The organism is Archangium sp. (genome assembly GCF_045802675.1).
GTDB lineage: Bacteria > Myxococcota > Myxococcia > Myxococcales > Myxococcaceae > Archangium.
Genome location: NZ_JBJMQO010000017.1, coordinates 55,269 through 69,376, shown reverse-complemented (window position 1 = coordinate 69,376; position 14,108 = coordinate 55,269). Strand labels below are relative to the sequence as shown.

General features: G+C 70.9%; 11 protein-coding genes. 3 read left to right on the top strand and 8 right to left on the bottom strand.

The features are described 5' to 3' along the window. Positions 1-11: 11 nt before the first annotated feature. Positions 12-1,277 (top strand): hypothetical protein, encoded by a 1,266-nt coding sequence (locus ACJ8AN_RS03785; RefSeq protein WP_407753829.1) that lies wholly within the window; start codon positions 12-14, stop codon positions 1,275-1,277. Here ACJ8AN_RS03785 and ACJ8AN_RS03780 read toward each other — a convergent pair. Then, the gene (locus tag ACJ8AN_RS03780; RefSeq protein WP_407753828.1) at positions 1,274-1,978 is read right to left on the bottom strand and encodes a hypothetical protein; all 705 of its coding nucleotides are present in this window, start codon (positions 1,976-1,978) and stop codon (positions 1,274-1,276) included. The genes ACJ8AN_RS03785 and ACJ8AN_RS03780 overlap by 4 nt on opposite strands. A 51-nt stretch (positions 1,979-2,029) precedes the next feature. Further along, positions 2,030-2,683, bottom strand: coding sequence for an MBL fold metallo-hydrolase (locus tag ACJ8AN_RS03775; RefSeq protein WP_407753827.1), 654 nt, complete (start codon positions 2,681-2,683; stop codon positions 2,030-2,032). A 132-nt stretch (positions 2,684-2,815) separates the two neighbouring features. Here ACJ8AN_RS03775 and ACJ8AN_RS03770 point away from each other — a divergent pair, with 132 nt between their 5' ends. Beyond that, on the top strand, positions 2,816-4,426 hold the full coding sequence (locus ACJ8AN_RS03770; protein WP_407753826.1) for a lipase maturation factor family protein: 1,611 nt from the start codon (positions 2,816-2,818) through the stop codon (positions 4,424-4,426). 3 nt (positions 4,427-4,429) lie between these two features. On the opposite strand, the gene ACJ8AN_RS03765 is transcribed toward ACJ8AN_RS03770, so the two are convergent. Next, on the bottom strand, positions 4,430-5,200 hold the full coding sequence (locus tag ACJ8AN_RS03765; protein WP_407753825.1) for a lysophospholipid acyltransferase family protein: 771 nt from the start codon (positions 5,198-5,200) through the stop codon (positions 4,430-4,432). Positions 5,201-5,428: 228 nt separating this feature from the next. Here ACJ8AN_RS03765 and ACJ8AN_RS03760 point away from each other — a divergent pair, with 228 nt between their 5' ends. Next, positions 5,429-6,280 carry an Ig-like domain-containing protein gene (locus ACJ8AN_RS03760; protein ID WP_407753824.1) on the top strand — a complete coding sequence of 284 codons (852 nt, stop codon included), beginning with the start codon at positions 5,429-5,431 and terminating at the stop codon, positions 6,278-6,280. Between the two features lie 206 nt (positions 6,281-6,486). Here ACJ8AN_RS03760 and traB read toward each other — a convergent pair whose 3' ends face one another. The 5 genes from traB to ACJ8AN_RS03735 form a co-directional block, all read right to left on the bottom strand. After that, positions 6,487-8,139 carry an outer membrane exchange protein TraB gene (gene traB, locus ACJ8AN_RS03755; RefSeq protein ID WP_407753823.1) on the bottom strand — a complete coding sequence of 551 codons (1,653 nt, stop codon included), beginning with the start codon at positions 8,137-8,139 and terminating at the stop codon, positions 6,487-6,489. Then, positions 8,136-10,139 carry an outer membrane exchange protein TraA gene (gene traA, locus ACJ8AN_RS03750; protein ID WP_407753904.1) on the bottom strand — a complete coding sequence of 668 codons (2,004 nt, stop codon included), beginning with the start codon at positions 10,137-10,139 and terminating at the stop codon, positions 8,136-8,138. Before traA ends, traB begins: the two co-directional genes overlap by 4 nt. Positions 10,140-10,292: 153 nt before the next feature. Beyond that, positions 10,293-10,655, bottom strand: coding sequence for a helix-turn-helix domain-containing protein (locus ACJ8AN_RS03745; RefSeq protein WP_407753822.1), 363 nt, complete (start codon positions 10,653-10,655; stop codon positions 10,293-10,295). A gap of 271 nt (positions 10,656-10,926) precedes the next feature. Continuing rightward, positions 10,927-12,669, bottom strand: a complete 1,743-nt coding sequence (locus ACJ8AN_RS03740; RefSeq protein ID WP_407753821.1) for a GTPase domain-containing protein — start codon at positions 12,667-12,669, stop codon at positions 10,927-10,929. A gap of 149 nt (positions 12,670-12,818) precedes the next feature. Next, positions 12,819-14,108: a protein kinase domain-containing protein gene (locus ACJ8AN_RS03735; protein ID WP_407753820.1), complete on the bottom strand. Its 1,290-nt coding sequence runs from the start codon at positions 14,106-14,108 to the stop codon at positions 12,819-12,821.

Sequence of the window (14,108 nt, the reverse complement as noted above, 5' to 3'; positions counted from 1 at the left end):
GCTCGCTCACCATGAATTCGACCGGTACCGTGTTGCTATTGTCCCTGCTGGGTGCTCCGCCCGCCGCGCCGTCCGACCCGTTGTGCGCGAATCGCGCGCCGTGCAGCGTCGAGGAGACGCTCGACGCGGGCGAGGACGCGCAGGGCAAGGCCATGCAGGTGAAGCATCTGTCCCTGGGCTGGGCGGACGTGGAGACGTCGAGCCAATTCCTCGGGCGTAGGTTCGGGCCCGGTGGGCGCGTGGCCGAGGGCTCCCGTGGAGGGGGCAAGTGCGAGGCCGCCGAGTGGTGGCTGGTGCGCCCGGGCAAGCCCGCGCAGCTGCTGCTCTCCGTGTGCAACGACGGCTATGGCGCCTCGGGGGTGGGCGAGGACTCGGTGACGGTGACCGACAACTACTTCACCCACGAGCAGCTGGGGGGCAGCCGCGAGCGGTGGACGGTCGCACGCACGCTGCAACTCTCTCCCATGCGCGTGACGCAGGAGGTCCATCGCAGCTCCGACTCCATGGAGCCGGAGAAGGAGAACGGCGAGTCGTGGGACTTCCTGGAGCTGCGCGGCGAGGTCTTCCGTTCCGCTCCCACGTGCGAGGCGGGCGAGGCCTCGCTCGGCGAGCGGACGCTGCCGTACCTGCCGCAGGTGCAGGTGGACAAGGCGTACCTGCAGGGCGGGTGGAAGCAGGCGGGGCTCGGCGAGTGCGGCTTCACCTCGGGCAACTTCCTGCTGGGCAACCAGGACGACCCGAAGGACGCGTCGTTGAAGGCGCTGCTGGTGGCACCGGACACGCTGCTCGTCGAGGTGCATGACGACAAGTGGACCGGCCCGAGCGCGAAGTGGCTCAACGATGACCACGTCGAGGTGTGGCTGGCGCCCGAGCCGCCCCAGTCGCTCACCGGCTGCGGCAAGCCCACGAAGGAGCAACTGCCCTCGCAGTGGGGCATCCGCATCGCGGATGGGAAGGTGTTCCCCGCCTTCGGCTCGCCGACGCGGACGTTGCAGGTCGAGCGCGCGGAGCTGCCCGGCAAGAAGGGCTACGTGCTGAAGGTGAAGCTGCCCACGCCCTTCGGGGGCCTCAGCGTCGTCTACAGCGACAGCGACAGCGGGAAGAAGCAGGAGCTGATGCTCGCCACCAGCATGGTGAAGTTCGGCCGGCCCGAGACGCTCAACCCGGTGCACGTGGTGCCTGCCGAGCAGGCCACGTGCGCGGTGAAGGACGGGCAGCTGTCCGTGGTGCTCGCGCCGCCGCTGAAGCCCGCGCCCGACGAGGCCGCGCTCCGCTAGCGTGTCTCGGTGCCGCCCCGGCCGTCACCCGCTGCCGGGCCGCGCACCACGTCCAGCCGGCAGTGCACGGGGAGCGACAGGCCGACCTCCTCGAGGGACACGGGGCTCTGCTCCACCGGGCCGGGAGCGGAGCAGTCCACGACATGCAGGGGGGCCTCGGGGGAGCCCACGGCGGAGGCCAGCTCCCGCACCCGCGTGACGAAGCGGCGGAGCAGCTCGGCGCGGTGGGCCTCGGGCTGCGCGACGAGCGCCTCCACGGTGCCGAAGCTGAAGCGCGGGAGCTTCTTGGATTGGCGGCTGTCGCCCTGGGCCACGCCGCACAGGCGCGTGAGGGTACCCACCCGGGACGTCCGGGCCCAGAACGCCAGCTCCGAGGGCAGGGGCACCTCGAACACGCCGTCCACGGAGGCATGCGTCGCCTCCTCCTCTGGCATCGCGAGCTTCTTCAGGCCCGAGCGGTCGAAGCGGACATCCCTCGGGCGGAACGCCACCCCGGGGCCGAGCGCATCCTCCAAGCGGCGATGGAGCTGCTCGCAAGCGCGTTGCAGGTGGGTGAGGGCCTGCTCGACCCCCTCGTTCAGCTCGAGGGAGACGGAGACGGAGATGCGCAGCAGGTCCGGCCGTACGACGAGCTCGGCGCGGGTGGGGGGCGGCTCATGGAAGCCGGAGTAGCTGCCGGAGTACTTCTCTTTGGCGGACATGGCGGACGGCGAGCCTACCCCGCCGTCGCACCGCGTGGCATGGGCCCGGGCTCAGATGGGCTCGGAGGGAGCGGGGGCCTCGGTGTCCTCGTCGAGCGCACGCCGGAGCGCGCCCACGCCGTCCTCGAGGATGGGCTTGCCGTGGGCGAAGCAGAGCACCTCGATGGGCAGATGGTCGAGGATGCGCCGGATGCTGCGGCGGGTGCGGACGGGGTCGTCCTGGTACGCGCTCTCCACGAAGCGCGGGGTGCCCTGCTTCACGTGGGTGAGGAGGTCCGAGAGGAAGATGACGCGCCGGGGCCGCTCGAGCCAGAGGGCGTACATGGACTCGGCGGGGCCGGGGGTGTGGTAGGCGACGAGGCCACCGGGGAGGTTGTCGCCGCCGGAGTAGGTGGCGTCCGAGGTGTCCTCGAGGCCGTACGCGTCCTGGGGGGCCCATACGGGAGCGCCGAAGAGCTTGCGGAAGTGCCAGGCCGCGCGCTGGTGATTGCCGGCGGTGAGCACGATGGCCTCCACCCGTCCGAGCTTGCGCAGCGCCTTGTCGTCGATGGGCAGCGGGTCGATGAGGGTGACGGCTCCGTCCTCGGCCACGACGGCGTAGGCGTCGCTCTCCGCGCCGCCGATCCGGTCATCGCTGACGCTCCAGCGATGGATGCTGGGGATGACCTGGACGGTGCGGTGGGCTCGTTCCTTGGGCTCGCTCATGCGGCAAAGCTAGGCACCCAGGTCCATCCCGCGCGAAGGCCCGGCCGCTCGGGCCCTTTCGGGGCGAGGGACGGGCGTGCCTGGGCACCCGGCCCCGAGTGCGCAGGTTCAGGAAGAAGCAGGAGGGAGCCCATGCGTGCAGCCAGCCCCCAAGGCGCCAAGGCGTTCTTCCAGATGCTCGGCTCCTTGCCAGCCCGAGCCACCCACCGGCGCGCGCGGAGACGCAGGCCAAGGCTGCCGGGTTGGTTCGCCGAGCGCTCGGTGTCGCCGCCGCATCACCGGCGCGTGAGGCAGGCCTTCCTCACGGGCCTGGGCGGCATCTACCTCATCGCCTTCACCTCCCTGGGCAAGCAGCTGCGGGGGCTCTACGGCTCACGCGGCATCCTGCCCATGAAGGATCTGCTCACCTCGCCGCGGTTGCTGGCGCTCGGGCGCGAGCGCTACCACCTGTTGCCCACGCTCTTCTGGAAGGACGCCTCGGACAAGACGCTGGTGCGCGGTATCCGCGCGGGCCAGGTGCTGTCGCTGGCGGTGATGCTGGGGATCGCGCCCCAGGCGTCGCTGACGGGGCTGTGGGCCCTCTACCTCTCGTATGTCTCGGCGGGGCGCGAGTTCCTCTCCTTCCAGTGGGATGCGCTGCTCTTGGAGATGGGCGTGCTCGGAATCCTCACCGCTCCCGCGGGACTGAGGCCGGGGCCGGGCCGGTACGAGCCCACCGCGGCGCAGGTGGCCTTGTGGCGGGCGCTCGTGTTCCGCCTCTACTTCGGCTCGGGGGTGTCGAAGCTGAAGTCCGGCGACGAGACGTGGCGCAAGCTCACCGCCGTCAGCGCCTACTACGAGACGGCGCCGCTCCCCACGCGCGGGGGCTGGCACGCGCACCACCTGCCCGCACAGGTGCAGAAGCTCTCGACGTTCTCGGTGCTGGCGCTGGAGACGCTGGGCCCGTTCCTCGCCTTCGCGCCGAGGCCGCTGCGGCTCGCGGGCTTCTGGCTGTTCTCCGCGCTGCAGGGAATCTTCATCGCCACCGGCAACTACGGCTTCTTCAATGTGCAGTCGCTGGTGCTCGGCCTGTGGTTGTTGGATGACGCGTCGCTGCGGCGCCTGCTGCCGGCCCCGCCTCCCGCGAAGCCGAGGCCCCTGTGGCGCACGCTGGGCGCCTGGCTCCCCGCCGCGCCGCTCCTGGCCCTGGGGGCGAGCGAGACGATGGCCCGCTTCGACCGTACGCGCGACAAGGTGCCGAGGTGGGTGGAGTGGCTGGAGATGAAGGCCCGCCCGCTGCGCGTGGTGAATCCCTATGGCCTCTTCGCGGTGATGACGGTGCGCCGGCCGGAGATCTCCATCGAGGGCTCCGACGACGGCGAGACGTGGCGCGAGTACACCTTCCGCTACAAGGTGAGCGAGCCGAACCGGCCGCCGAGGCAGGTGGCCCCGCATCAGCCGCGGCTGGACTGGCAGATGTGGTTCGCGGCGTTGAGCTCGCCGCCCGTCTGGGTGCTCGCGCTGCTGCTGCGGCTGCTCGAGGGCGCTCCGGAGGTGCTGAAGCTCTTCGCCATCAACCCCTTCCCCGAGCGCCCGCCGCGCTATGCCCGCGCCGTCCTCTTCGACTACCGGATGACGGACCTGGAGACGCGCCGGCGCACGGGGGCGTGGTGGACGCGCGAGCGGGTGGGGCTCTACCTGCCGCCGCTGAGCCTCGCCCCGGGTGGGACGGCGAGCCGGCTGCAGTGGCACGCGGAGGAGTGACGGTCAGCGGACGGGCTCGGGCGAGGGCTGCGGCGCGGGCAGCTCCGGCGGGTCGTCGTCGTCGTCTCGCGTGGGAGGGGGGCCGGCGTAGACGCCGCGGTACTCGGGGGGGAGGAGCCCGGCCACGCGCCGCATCATCGCGTCGGTGAGGGCCTGGCGTGCGTCCTCGGCCCCGGCGGTCTCCGCCTCGAGCTCGTCCATGCGGAAGGGGGGGCCGAAGCGCACGGTGAGGTGGGCCCGGCCCACATGCTCGCGGCCCATGTCCTGGTCGTCGATGGGCATGAACTTCTCCGTCCCGGTGAGGGCGACGGGTACCACGGGCACCCCGGCGCGGCGGGCGATGAGCGAGGCCCCCTTCTTGGCTTGGATGAGGGCGCCCGTGCGGCTGCGGCCGCCCTCGGGGAAGATGAGGACCGGGTGCCCCGCCTTGAGCGTCTCCACCGCGCGCTTGAGGGGCTCGATGTCCGCCGAGTTGGGGCGGATGAAGATGGTGTCCACGGCCTCGGTGCCCAGGCGGGTCATCACGGTGCCCTGCAGCTTGATGCCGGCGAGGAAGTACACCTTGCGAGGCCGCAGCGCCCGGTCGAGCGTGAAGCCATCCGCGTTGGACAGGTGGTTGCAGATGAAGAGGCAGGGCTCGTCCGGGAGGTTCTCGCGCCCGGAGACCTCCAGCGTGGTGCGCACGTCCCAGACGGTGTCCATCAGCTTGCGGACGGCGGCCCGGCGAGGGCGTGCCGGCAGAAGGGAGAGCAGCGTGAAGACGTGGTGGATCACGGTCGGGTCCCCTCCTTCTTTGACCGCGGGCGGAACGAGCGTACGCCCTTCGAGCGAACAACCTGCTGGGGGAGGGGATTCCAGCGTCTGGCAACGGGCAGAAGAGGGCAGGCGGCCAGACGGGCGGACTCGCAAAGAGTGGCGTGGCGGCCGTATCGGAATACAGTCCAGAGCGCCTCGTGTTCGAGAGGCACTTCCGTACGCCCGCCCGCCAGGCCCCCTACCGCCGTGAAGATTCCGACGTTCGCCCGCCCGCTGCTCGTGTTGTCCGTCCTCGTGCTCGGGGCCTGCCGTTCCGCCCCGGCCACGCTCTCGCTGGAGATGCCGGAGAACCGGCCGCTGCACGCTTCGGGAGAGACCATGGTGCTCCGCGCCGTCGCGCTCGATGCGAGCGGCAATCCGGTGGAGAACCCGAAGCTGCGCTGGGTGAGCTCGGCGCCCGACGTGGCCACTGTGGAGGAGGGCGTGGTGGTGGCGCGCCGCTCTGGCAAGGCGACCATCATCGCCGCGGCGTCCAGCAAAGTGCGGGCGACGGTGGACGTGCAGGTGTCCATTCCGAGCCTGGTGGACATCCGGGTGGACGGCGCGGACTTCCTGCTGGCCGGCAACTCCATCGCCATCTCCGCCGTGGTGAAGAACGAGCTGGGCAAGCCGCTGGTGGACGTGCCGCCCGCGTGGAGCTCGAGCGACGAGTCCGTGGTGCGGGTGGAGAAGGGCCGCCTCATCGGCGTGTCGCCGGGTAAGGCCACCATCACGGCCACGGTGCCGCCGCTGAGCCGCAACCTGCAGGTGCAGGTGGTGCGCTCGGACTTCGCGCGGGTGGAGGTGGACCCCACGCACCTGGTCTTCGCGAAGGTGGGCCAGACGCTGCAGCTGCGCGCCAAGACGTTCAACAACCGGAGCGTGGCGCTCACGGACGTGCCGGTGACGTGGTTCAGCTCGGACTGGGCGGTGGCGACGGTGAGCCCCAACGGGCAGGTGACGGCGGTGGGGCCGGGACGCACGGTGGTGACGGCCACCGCGGGCCGGCGCAAGGCCGCCGCCGAGGTCGTCTTCGAGGTCAAGACGGCCAGCCGTTAGGCGCGAAGAGGCCCACGTGGGCCCTCGCTTCCTGCTGTACCCGAGGCCTGGCGCATCCCTTCCATGGGGCGCCGGGCCTTCGTGTTTCCGGGCCCAGTGCCCCTGGGCAACCTGCGCTGCACCGCGGCCCTCTTCCCTCGCCCTCCGGGAGAGGGACGGGGTGAGGGTTATCGGATGAACCAGGGTTGAACCCCTGTCCGCACTCCTCAGCGCACGTCCGTGGCGGCCTTGCTGGACTCCGGAGCCTGCTTGCGGCCCTTGCTCGGCTTGGACTGGGGCTGCATGTACTCGGCGGCGGGGTCCGTGGGGCAGAGCGGCGTCAATCCGCCCTCGGCGGGCGGCAGGATGGTGAACTCGACGCGGCGGTTGAGCGCCATGTTCGACTCGGAGTCATTGGCGGCCACCGGGCGGCTGCGGCCGAAGCCCGCCGAGCACAGGCGCTCCATGGCGATGCCGCTGTCGAGCAGGAAGTTCATGACGCTCGAGGCGCGGCGGCGCGACAGGTCGAAGTTGTACGCGTCGTTGGCGCGCGCATCCGTGTGGGCCTCGACGAGCACACGCTGGATTTCCAGGTGATTGAGCAGCTCGTCGGCCACCTCCTCGAGGATGGGGAAGGACTCGGGGAGGATGACGTCCTGGTCCGTGGCGAAGTGCACCTGGTCGAGGATGATGATCTTGTTGCCCTCGACGCGCGCGAGCGGGCAGCCATCGTGGCCGCGCGGGCCCATGAAGTGGTCGGGGCAGCGGTCGAGCCGGTCCACCACGGCATCGCCGTCCCTGTCGGTATCGGGGCAGCCGCCGTTCTCCACGGGGCCCGCGAGGGTGGGGCACCGATCGCCTTCGCCGATGACGGAGTCACCATCCGGGTCCACGGGAGGCGGAGGCGGAACAGGCGGCTCGGGAGGATCCTTGAAGCGCTCGAGCATCTCGTACTCGCGCGTCTTCGCGGGCACCCAGATGACGGAGGTGAACATGCGCAGCGTGGGCGCCGTGAGCGAGCAGCCACAGCCGCCGCCACCGCCGACGGTGAAGGTGAGGCCGGTGGAGCTGTACCAGCGCAGGCCGAGCAGCAACTCGGCGGGAATCTGCCGCGTGCTGTCGGGGAACTTGTCCAGGGGGGTGCTGCCCGAGAGCAGGCCCACGGCGGTGACGGTGCCGCGGATGATGGGCACCTCGGCGCCGAACCCGAAGGTGGCGGCGTTGCCCCACTGCACGCCGGCGAACTGGCGCTCCGGGCGCATCCAGGCGCCGGCGTTGAGCGACAGGAGGATGCCCCGCTCGGTGCGGTAGTCCACCACCAGGCCGGGACTCCAGGTGACGGAGCCGTCACTGGCGAAGGCGTCCTGGATGCCGGTGGGCAGGCTGAGGCCGAAGGTGAGCGCGGCCCCGAGCCCCGGCGTCATATCGCCCCGGCGCAGCAGGCCGGGGAGGGCGACCTTGCCCATGAGGTGCAGGTCTCCGGGGGTGAAGGACTGGACGTAGCCCTCGGTGCCGATGGCCTCCAGGTTGTCCGAGCCCTGGGCGAGCACCAGGGGCATGTCCACGCCCAGCTCCACCCAATCGGTGAAGCCCACGTAGGCCATCACGTCGAGCTGGAGGCGGTTGCCCACCACGCTGACGGTCTTGGAGTGGGTGCCCGCGGCGACGAGCACCAGCGGATCCAACGAGAAGTTGAGGTAGGCGCCGCCGGAGAGGGACAGGTTGGAGAGGGGGCGCGACTGGCTGACGAGAACCAGGTCCCGGGGCGCACCGAGGGGCCGGAAGGACTGGACATCGAAGCGGGTGTCCTCGGCGGAGGCGAGCCCGGTGGAGAGCAGGCCCAGGGCGAGGCCGAGCGCGAGGGCCGCGGAGCGCCTCATGAGGTGCCTCGGGGGCGGAGGGCGAAGAAGGCGGCGACGAGCAGCAGCAGGGCCATGCCACCGGGGGTGGTGCCGGCGGTGGTGCCGCAGCAGAAGGAGCCACCCTGGGGCTCGGTGCCGGGCTTGCGCCGGCCGTGCTCACATTCCTGGGTGGCGGCCGAGCAGAACTGCACGCCGCCGAGGCAGTCGTCGCTGTCGTCGCAGGAGGTGGAGCAGGTGTTGGTCGCGGTGTCGCAGGTGCCGCCGCAGGGGCAGTGGGCATCGGCGAAGCATTGGACGCAGGAGTCGCCGTGGCACACGGTGCCGTCGGTGCAGCTCACCGAGCAGGTGGAGGCCGAGCAGGTGCGCGTGGTGGGATCGCACGAGCCGCCCGGGCCGCAGTCTTCGTCCGAGCGGCAGGCCACGCACGAGCTGCCCGCGGTGGTGCCATCGGTGAGGCAGAAGGGGGACTCGGAGGGGCAGGCGCCGCAGCGCGCACCGCAGCGCTTGTCCGTGGTGCACGAGGCGCACTCGCCACTGAGGCAGTATTTGCCGTCACCGCACTCGAGGTCCGAGCGGCACTCGACGCACACCTGTCCGTCGAGGCAGTAGGGGCGGTCGGAGGGGCACTTGACGCACTGGTCGCCGCAGCGCTCCGAGGTGTTGCACTCGGCGATCTTCTCCACGCAGCGGCCGTTGGCGAGGTCGCAGCGCTTGCCATCGGAGCACTGGGAGTCGTTGGTGCACTCGACGCAGGTGGGCGAGGCGCCGGGGGCGGTCGAGGCGCACTGGAGTCCGCCAGGGCAGCAGTTACAGGAGGTGCCCGCGCAGCTGTCCTTGGTGGAGCAGGCCTGGCAGGTGTTGTCGGCGCAGACCTGTCCGCGCGGGCACTGGGAGTCCGCGGTGCACTCGTGGCACTCGTTGTCGGTGCCGCAGTGCTGGCCGGTGGGGCAGTTCGAGTCCGTCTTGCAGCCGCGGCACTGGTTGGTGGTCAGGTCACAGCGGCCGTTGGGGCATTGCGAATCATCCGAGCACTGGACGCAGGTGAACGAGCCGTTGCGGTTGAGGCACAGCGGGGTGGAAGCGCCGCACGGTGCGCAGGTATCACCGCAGAAGAGCGACGAGTCACAAGGAGCACAGAGCGCAGCGCCGTTGCAGTAGTAACCCGGGTCGCATCCGTTGTTGCCCGCGGTGTTCGTGTACTGGCGCTTGCACTGGCTGCACTGATTCAGGTCGGGGTAGGACGGGCGCCCGCTCTCGGTCTGGTAGAGGCGAGCGGGCTCGAGCACCGAGAAGCCGATGGACCGGAGGTTGACGGGACTGTCGTTCGCGGCCCGCTCGAAGTCGGCGAAGTCACCGATCAGGACGGACACTTCCAACGCGGCATGCTCGGAAATCTCCGCGTAGATGAGCTCGACGGGATAGAGCCCGGCCTTGCGGAAGGTGACGCTATTGGTCGTACGCCAGGTTGGGAGCCCCAATTGCGGAGGCCGGACGATCACCTCATAGAAGCGGGCGCTGTTGTCGTAGATGACGAGGCTCGCCGCATCATCGGTGTAGATGCCGAAGTGCAGCACCCGGCCCACCATCTCCGGGGTGACGTTCAGATAGCCACGCAGGCGGGAGGCGAAGGACGTACTCGTGTCGTTCCGGAAGAGGTCGCAGCCGCCTTTCTTGCAGCTCCAGGCGCCCATGGCGTCCACGAAATCGCCGTAGCTCGACTGCAATCCGGAATCGTTGTTGTTCGACAGATCGAGCGGCGTCCGTTGCACCGTGGTGATACGGACGTTGGGGTTGCTCGAGGTGGGAGCGGTCTCCAGGAAGGTGTTGATGCCGCCGCTGAAGCTCGCGCTGCTCTGCTGGAAGTCCAGCGCGGGGGCCGTCGAGACTCTCGACGCCATGCAGAGGCCCGTTCCAGGTTCGGTCGGAGAAGACGCTACGGGGTCTCCAGTCACGACCACGGGGGCGAGGGGTTGCTCGGGATTCGCCCGGGCGGCGCCGGCCAGCCCTACCAACAACATCGCCGCCAGAGCGGCCATTCTTCGGAAGAGGTGCACGGACACGGGGGCTGGAAGATCCCCTGACCTACTTCTGCGGTCAAGTTGAGGGCCGGGGACAGTGTGGGGGGTGGGACGAAGTGTACCCGGCTCCCGGCTCGGCCTCCAGCAGCCGGCCTACTCCTTCTTGAGTGCGACAGCCAGCCTGCCCAGCAGCTTGATCTGCCCGGAGTCGAGCTGCCGCAGCGTGCGCAACACGGCGCGTACTTCAGCCCGCTCGCCCTGCTCGTTCGGCGGCTCGTTCAGCTTGAGCGACCCATCCGGTCCCGCCAGTCCCAGCAGCTCGTCCGCGGAGATCCTCAGCGCGCGGCACAGCCGCAGCAGCGTCGGAACGCTCGGCACCATGCCGCCGCGCTCGATTCGGCCGTACACCTCCGTCACCAGATCGACCATCTCCGCCACATCCGCCTGGGTTAGCTGCGCACGCAGACGGGCCGAACGGGCGGCCTCTCCAATCGTCTTCGCCAGTTTCTTGTCCATTAAAGAACCCACCCTACGGTGTAGGCACGGCGGAATACGACGCATCAGGTTGTCGGAACAGGACTGCAAAGGTCATCAACTCAACCCTATTCACTGGGTTGCCTGGTCCTGTTCCGTTTCCCGTGAAGGCCACTGCGCGTGGCCTCCTCTCCTCTCGTCCAACCCATCCTACGCCCGGGACAACCGATGTACGAAGCACTCTCACCCGCGCTCGTGGTCCGCGTGATGCGGATGGACACAGCATGCACTACGGGTCTGACACGGCGGGCGTTCAGGAGGAGATCCGCCAGGTCGTCTCGGACAGGGTGGAAGCGGTGCGAGCCCAGTCCGAAACCTGGGCATCGAGGTGGTCCGAAAGGCCCGCGAAGAAGCGCCGCTCGAGGGCCTGGGCGAGGGTGGCGCCATGGGCGTCGGCCCACTTGCGCGTGACGCGCTCGCGCAGGTCCGCGCCCAGCAGGTCCACGAAGCGCTCCAGCAGGGGCGTGGACAGGAGCGTGCCGGCCCAGATGACGGCGTCGTGGCCGAAGCCGCCCGTGGCCACCGTCACCACCGCGGCGGCTCCCGAGGGCACCGAGTAGACGAGCGTGGTGAGCGCCTGCAGCAGCTCCTCGCGCATGCCGCCCTGTAGCTCCGTGCCCACCAGTCCCCGGCAGAAGGCGTAGAGGCTGTCACGGTCCGCCGCGTGGGCATGCAGCGCCTCGAGGCCCAGGGGCTCGTCCAGACGCGCCAGGTGGGAGGGCCCGAAGGCCTCGGAGAGCAGCTCGCGCGTGCGCGCATCCCCATGCCAGGCGGCCACCTCCGGGGCGAAGAGCTCCACCATCCGCCGTACCCCATCACGTAGGGTGTCCTCCGTCACCTGCACCACCGGAGCGGAGGTGGGCTCGGGGCCGGTGAAGGAGCGGCGCACCTGGCGCGAGAGGAACGTGAGCGCGGTGGCGAGCCCCCGGAAGGGCAGGCGCACGTAGCGGTGGAAGGCACTGCGCGCGTCCAGCTCGTCTCGGAAGGACTCCACCAGCACGTCCGCGGGCACCGCCTTGAGGGCCGCATGGCGCCCCACGGTGAGCAGCTCGTGGCGCAGCCGCTGGCGCAACCGCTCCGGCTCGTGCGCGGCGGTGGTGGCGGCGCGGGCCAGTTGCTCCAGCTCCGCGCGCGCGTCCCGCAGCGAGGCGGCCAGGGCACGGGCCTTGAGCGAGCGGACGTGCTCGGCCTCGCCCAGCAGCGCGGTGAGCGAGGGAGCCCCATCCAGCGGGTGCGTGGCCAGTGGCTTCTCCCCGGCCTCCACCTCCGGCTGGTGCGGGGCGAGGTAGCGCGCCAGGGGCGGATGGCCCACGTCCGAGGCCAGCTTCTCCAGGTGCGCGCGGGCCACCTCCTCGCGCGTGGCCTCGTTGTAGACGAGCAGGTAGGGGCGCCCATGGCCCACGGCCGCGCGCAGGAAGTCCACCAGCGCGGCGTTCTGGTACGTCTGCCGGCTGACGACGAAGGCGAGCACGTCCACGGTGACGAGCAGCGCCTCGGCGCGCTCGCGGTTGTCGCGGTACACGCTGTCGAAGTCCGGCGTGTCCATCACCACCAGCCCCTGCGGCACCGCACCGGAGAGCACGAGGTAGAGGCGTCCGGCCGGCCCCTCCTGGTCCACCGGTGCGGCCTCGCCCGAGGTCACGGGGACGATGTCATAGCGGCGCGTGAGGAAGTCCTTGAGCGAGCCCGTCCACGTATCCGGGTGCGCCGCGGCGAGGCATTGCTTGGTGAGGCCTCCCTCGGGACGGGCCGGGGAGAGGGGCGTGCCCACCAGCGCGTTGAAGAGGGTGGACTTGCCCACGTTGTTCGGCCCGGCGATGGCCACCAGCAGCAGGGGCGCGTCCGCACCGCCCAACCGGGGCAGCAGGTCGCGCCGCAACCGCTCCAGGAGGCGGCGGGCGGTGTCCGCATCGGCGGCCTCCGGGAAGCGCTCGGGGGAGGGGAGGACGTCGCGGGCGGCTTCGAGCGCGGTGCGCAGTTGGGCGAGGTCGTTCATCCGTTCGCCCGGAAGACAGCACGTGGCGGGCCGGATGCCCACGGAAGACGTGCCAGGTCTGTCCGCCGTGGACGAATGTCACGCGCCCACGAGGTAGGACGCCGACCTGGGGATTTGGGGACTGGGGTGATCCGCCACAGTGCCGTGCGTCAGCGGGCTCCCCGGCGAGAGCGCAACGCGCGGCCCACCTTCCGGGCCAGGTCCGTGGGGTCCACGGGCAGCGGCACGTAGTCGTACACGCCGCTCGCCACGGCGCGAGACATCAAACCGAAGTCCTCGCCGCTCCCGCACAGCAGCACGGGCGGGGCGTGGGGCCGGGTGGCCAGGGTGCTCGCCAGCGCCAGCGCTTCCTCCTGGGCCGCGTCGCTCCGAGGCACCACCACCAGGGCGGACATCCCCTCCAGCGAGTCGTCCTCGCGGCAGGGCACCACCCGGTAGCCCGCCACCGACAGCACCGTGCCGATGCCGTGGGGATTGGCGGGGCCACCCGGCTCGATGAGGGCCACGGGCCGCGCGAGGAGCTCGGGCGAGGCCGTGGCAGCGGCGACGGGCGCCGGCTGGGCGCGCGTGGGAACTGGAGGCGCGAGGGTCTCTCGCAGCCGGGCGGCCAGCTCGCGCGCGTTCGCCGGGCGCTGGGCCTTCGTCTTGGCGAGGCACGCGAGCACCAGTGCCTCCAGCTCGGGGGGCACTCCGCGCTCCGGCCCCGACTGCCGCACGGGCGGAGGCGGGCGGTACAGGTGGCCGCCCATCACCTCCACGGCGGGCGAGTGCCCGAAGGGAGGCTGGCCCACGAGCAGCTCGTGCAGCAGGCACCCCACGGAGTACAGGTCCGCGCGGGCATCCAGCGGCTCGCCGCGGCAGTGCTCGGGGGACATGTACGCGGGCGTGCCGAGCGCCTGTCCACTCTCGGTAATCCGCGCCTGCTTCTCCTCGTGCACGAGCGCGGCCAGCCCGAAGTCGAGCACCTTCACCTTCGGCGCGGAGAGCTCGCCCACGAGCATCAGGTTGGAGGGCTTGAGGTCGCGGTGCACCATGCCCAGGCCGTGCGCGGCCTCCAGAACCTCCAGCACCTGCGCGACGAGCTCCACCGTGGCCTTCACGTCCAGCGGGCCGTAGGTCTCCAGCACCTCGTCCAGCGGCACGCCGAACACCCGCTCCATGGCGAGGTAGAGATCCTCTCCGTCCGTGCCGGAGTCGAACACGTGCACCGCGCCCGGATGCTTGAGCCGGGCCAGCAGCTGGCCCTCGCGTTGGAAGCGGGCCACGGCGCCGGGTGTCTTCGCCACATGCGGGTGCAGCACCTTGAGGGCCACGTAGCGCTCGAGGCCCCGTTGCTCGGCCTCGTACACCGTGCCCATGGCGCCCTGCCCGAGCTTCCCCGTCACCTGGTAGCGCCCGGCCACCACCCGCCCCAGCCACGGGTCCACCGGCCCGGCCAT

Excerpts from the sequence above, each read along its gene's own strand:
- ACJ8AN_RS03785 (WP_407753829.1), top strand. The coding sequence starts at position 12 with ATGAATTCGACCGGTACCGTGTTGCTATTGTCCCTGCTGGGTGCTCCG.
- ACJ8AN_RS03780 (WP_407753828.1), bottom strand. The coding sequence starts at position 1,978 with ATGTCCGCCAAAGAGAAGTACTCCGGCAGCTACTCCGGCTTCCATGAG.
- ACJ8AN_RS03775 (WP_407753827.1), bottom strand. The coding sequence starts at position 2,683 with ATGAGCGAGCCCAAGGAACGAGCCCACCGCACCGTCCAGGTCATCCCC.
- ACJ8AN_RS03770 (WP_407753826.1), top strand. The coding sequence starts at position 2,816 with ATGCGTGCAGCCAGCCCCCAAGGCGCCAAGGCGTTCTTCCAGATGCTC.
- traB (WP_407753823.1), bottom strand. The coding sequence starts at position 8,139 with ATGAGGCGCTCCGCGGCCCTCGCGCTCGGCCTCGCCCTGGGCCTGCTC.
- traA (WP_407753904.1), bottom strand. The coding sequence starts at position 10,139 with ATGTTGTTGGTAGGGCTGGCCGGCGCCGCCCGGGCGAATCCCGAGCAA.
- ACJ8AN_RS03745 (WP_407753822.1), bottom strand. The coding sequence starts at position 10,655 with ATGGACAAGAAACTGGCGAAGACGATTGGAGAGGCCGCCCGTTCGGCC.
- ACJ8AN_RS03740 (WP_407753821.1), bottom strand. The coding sequence starts at position 12,669 with ATGAACGACCTCGCCCAACTGCGCACCGCGCTCGAAGCCGCCCGCGAC.
- ACJ8AN_RS03735 (WP_407753820.1), bottom strand. The coding sequence starts at position 14,108 with ATGGCCGGGCCGGTGGACCCGTGGCTGGGGCGGGTGGTGGCCGGGCGC.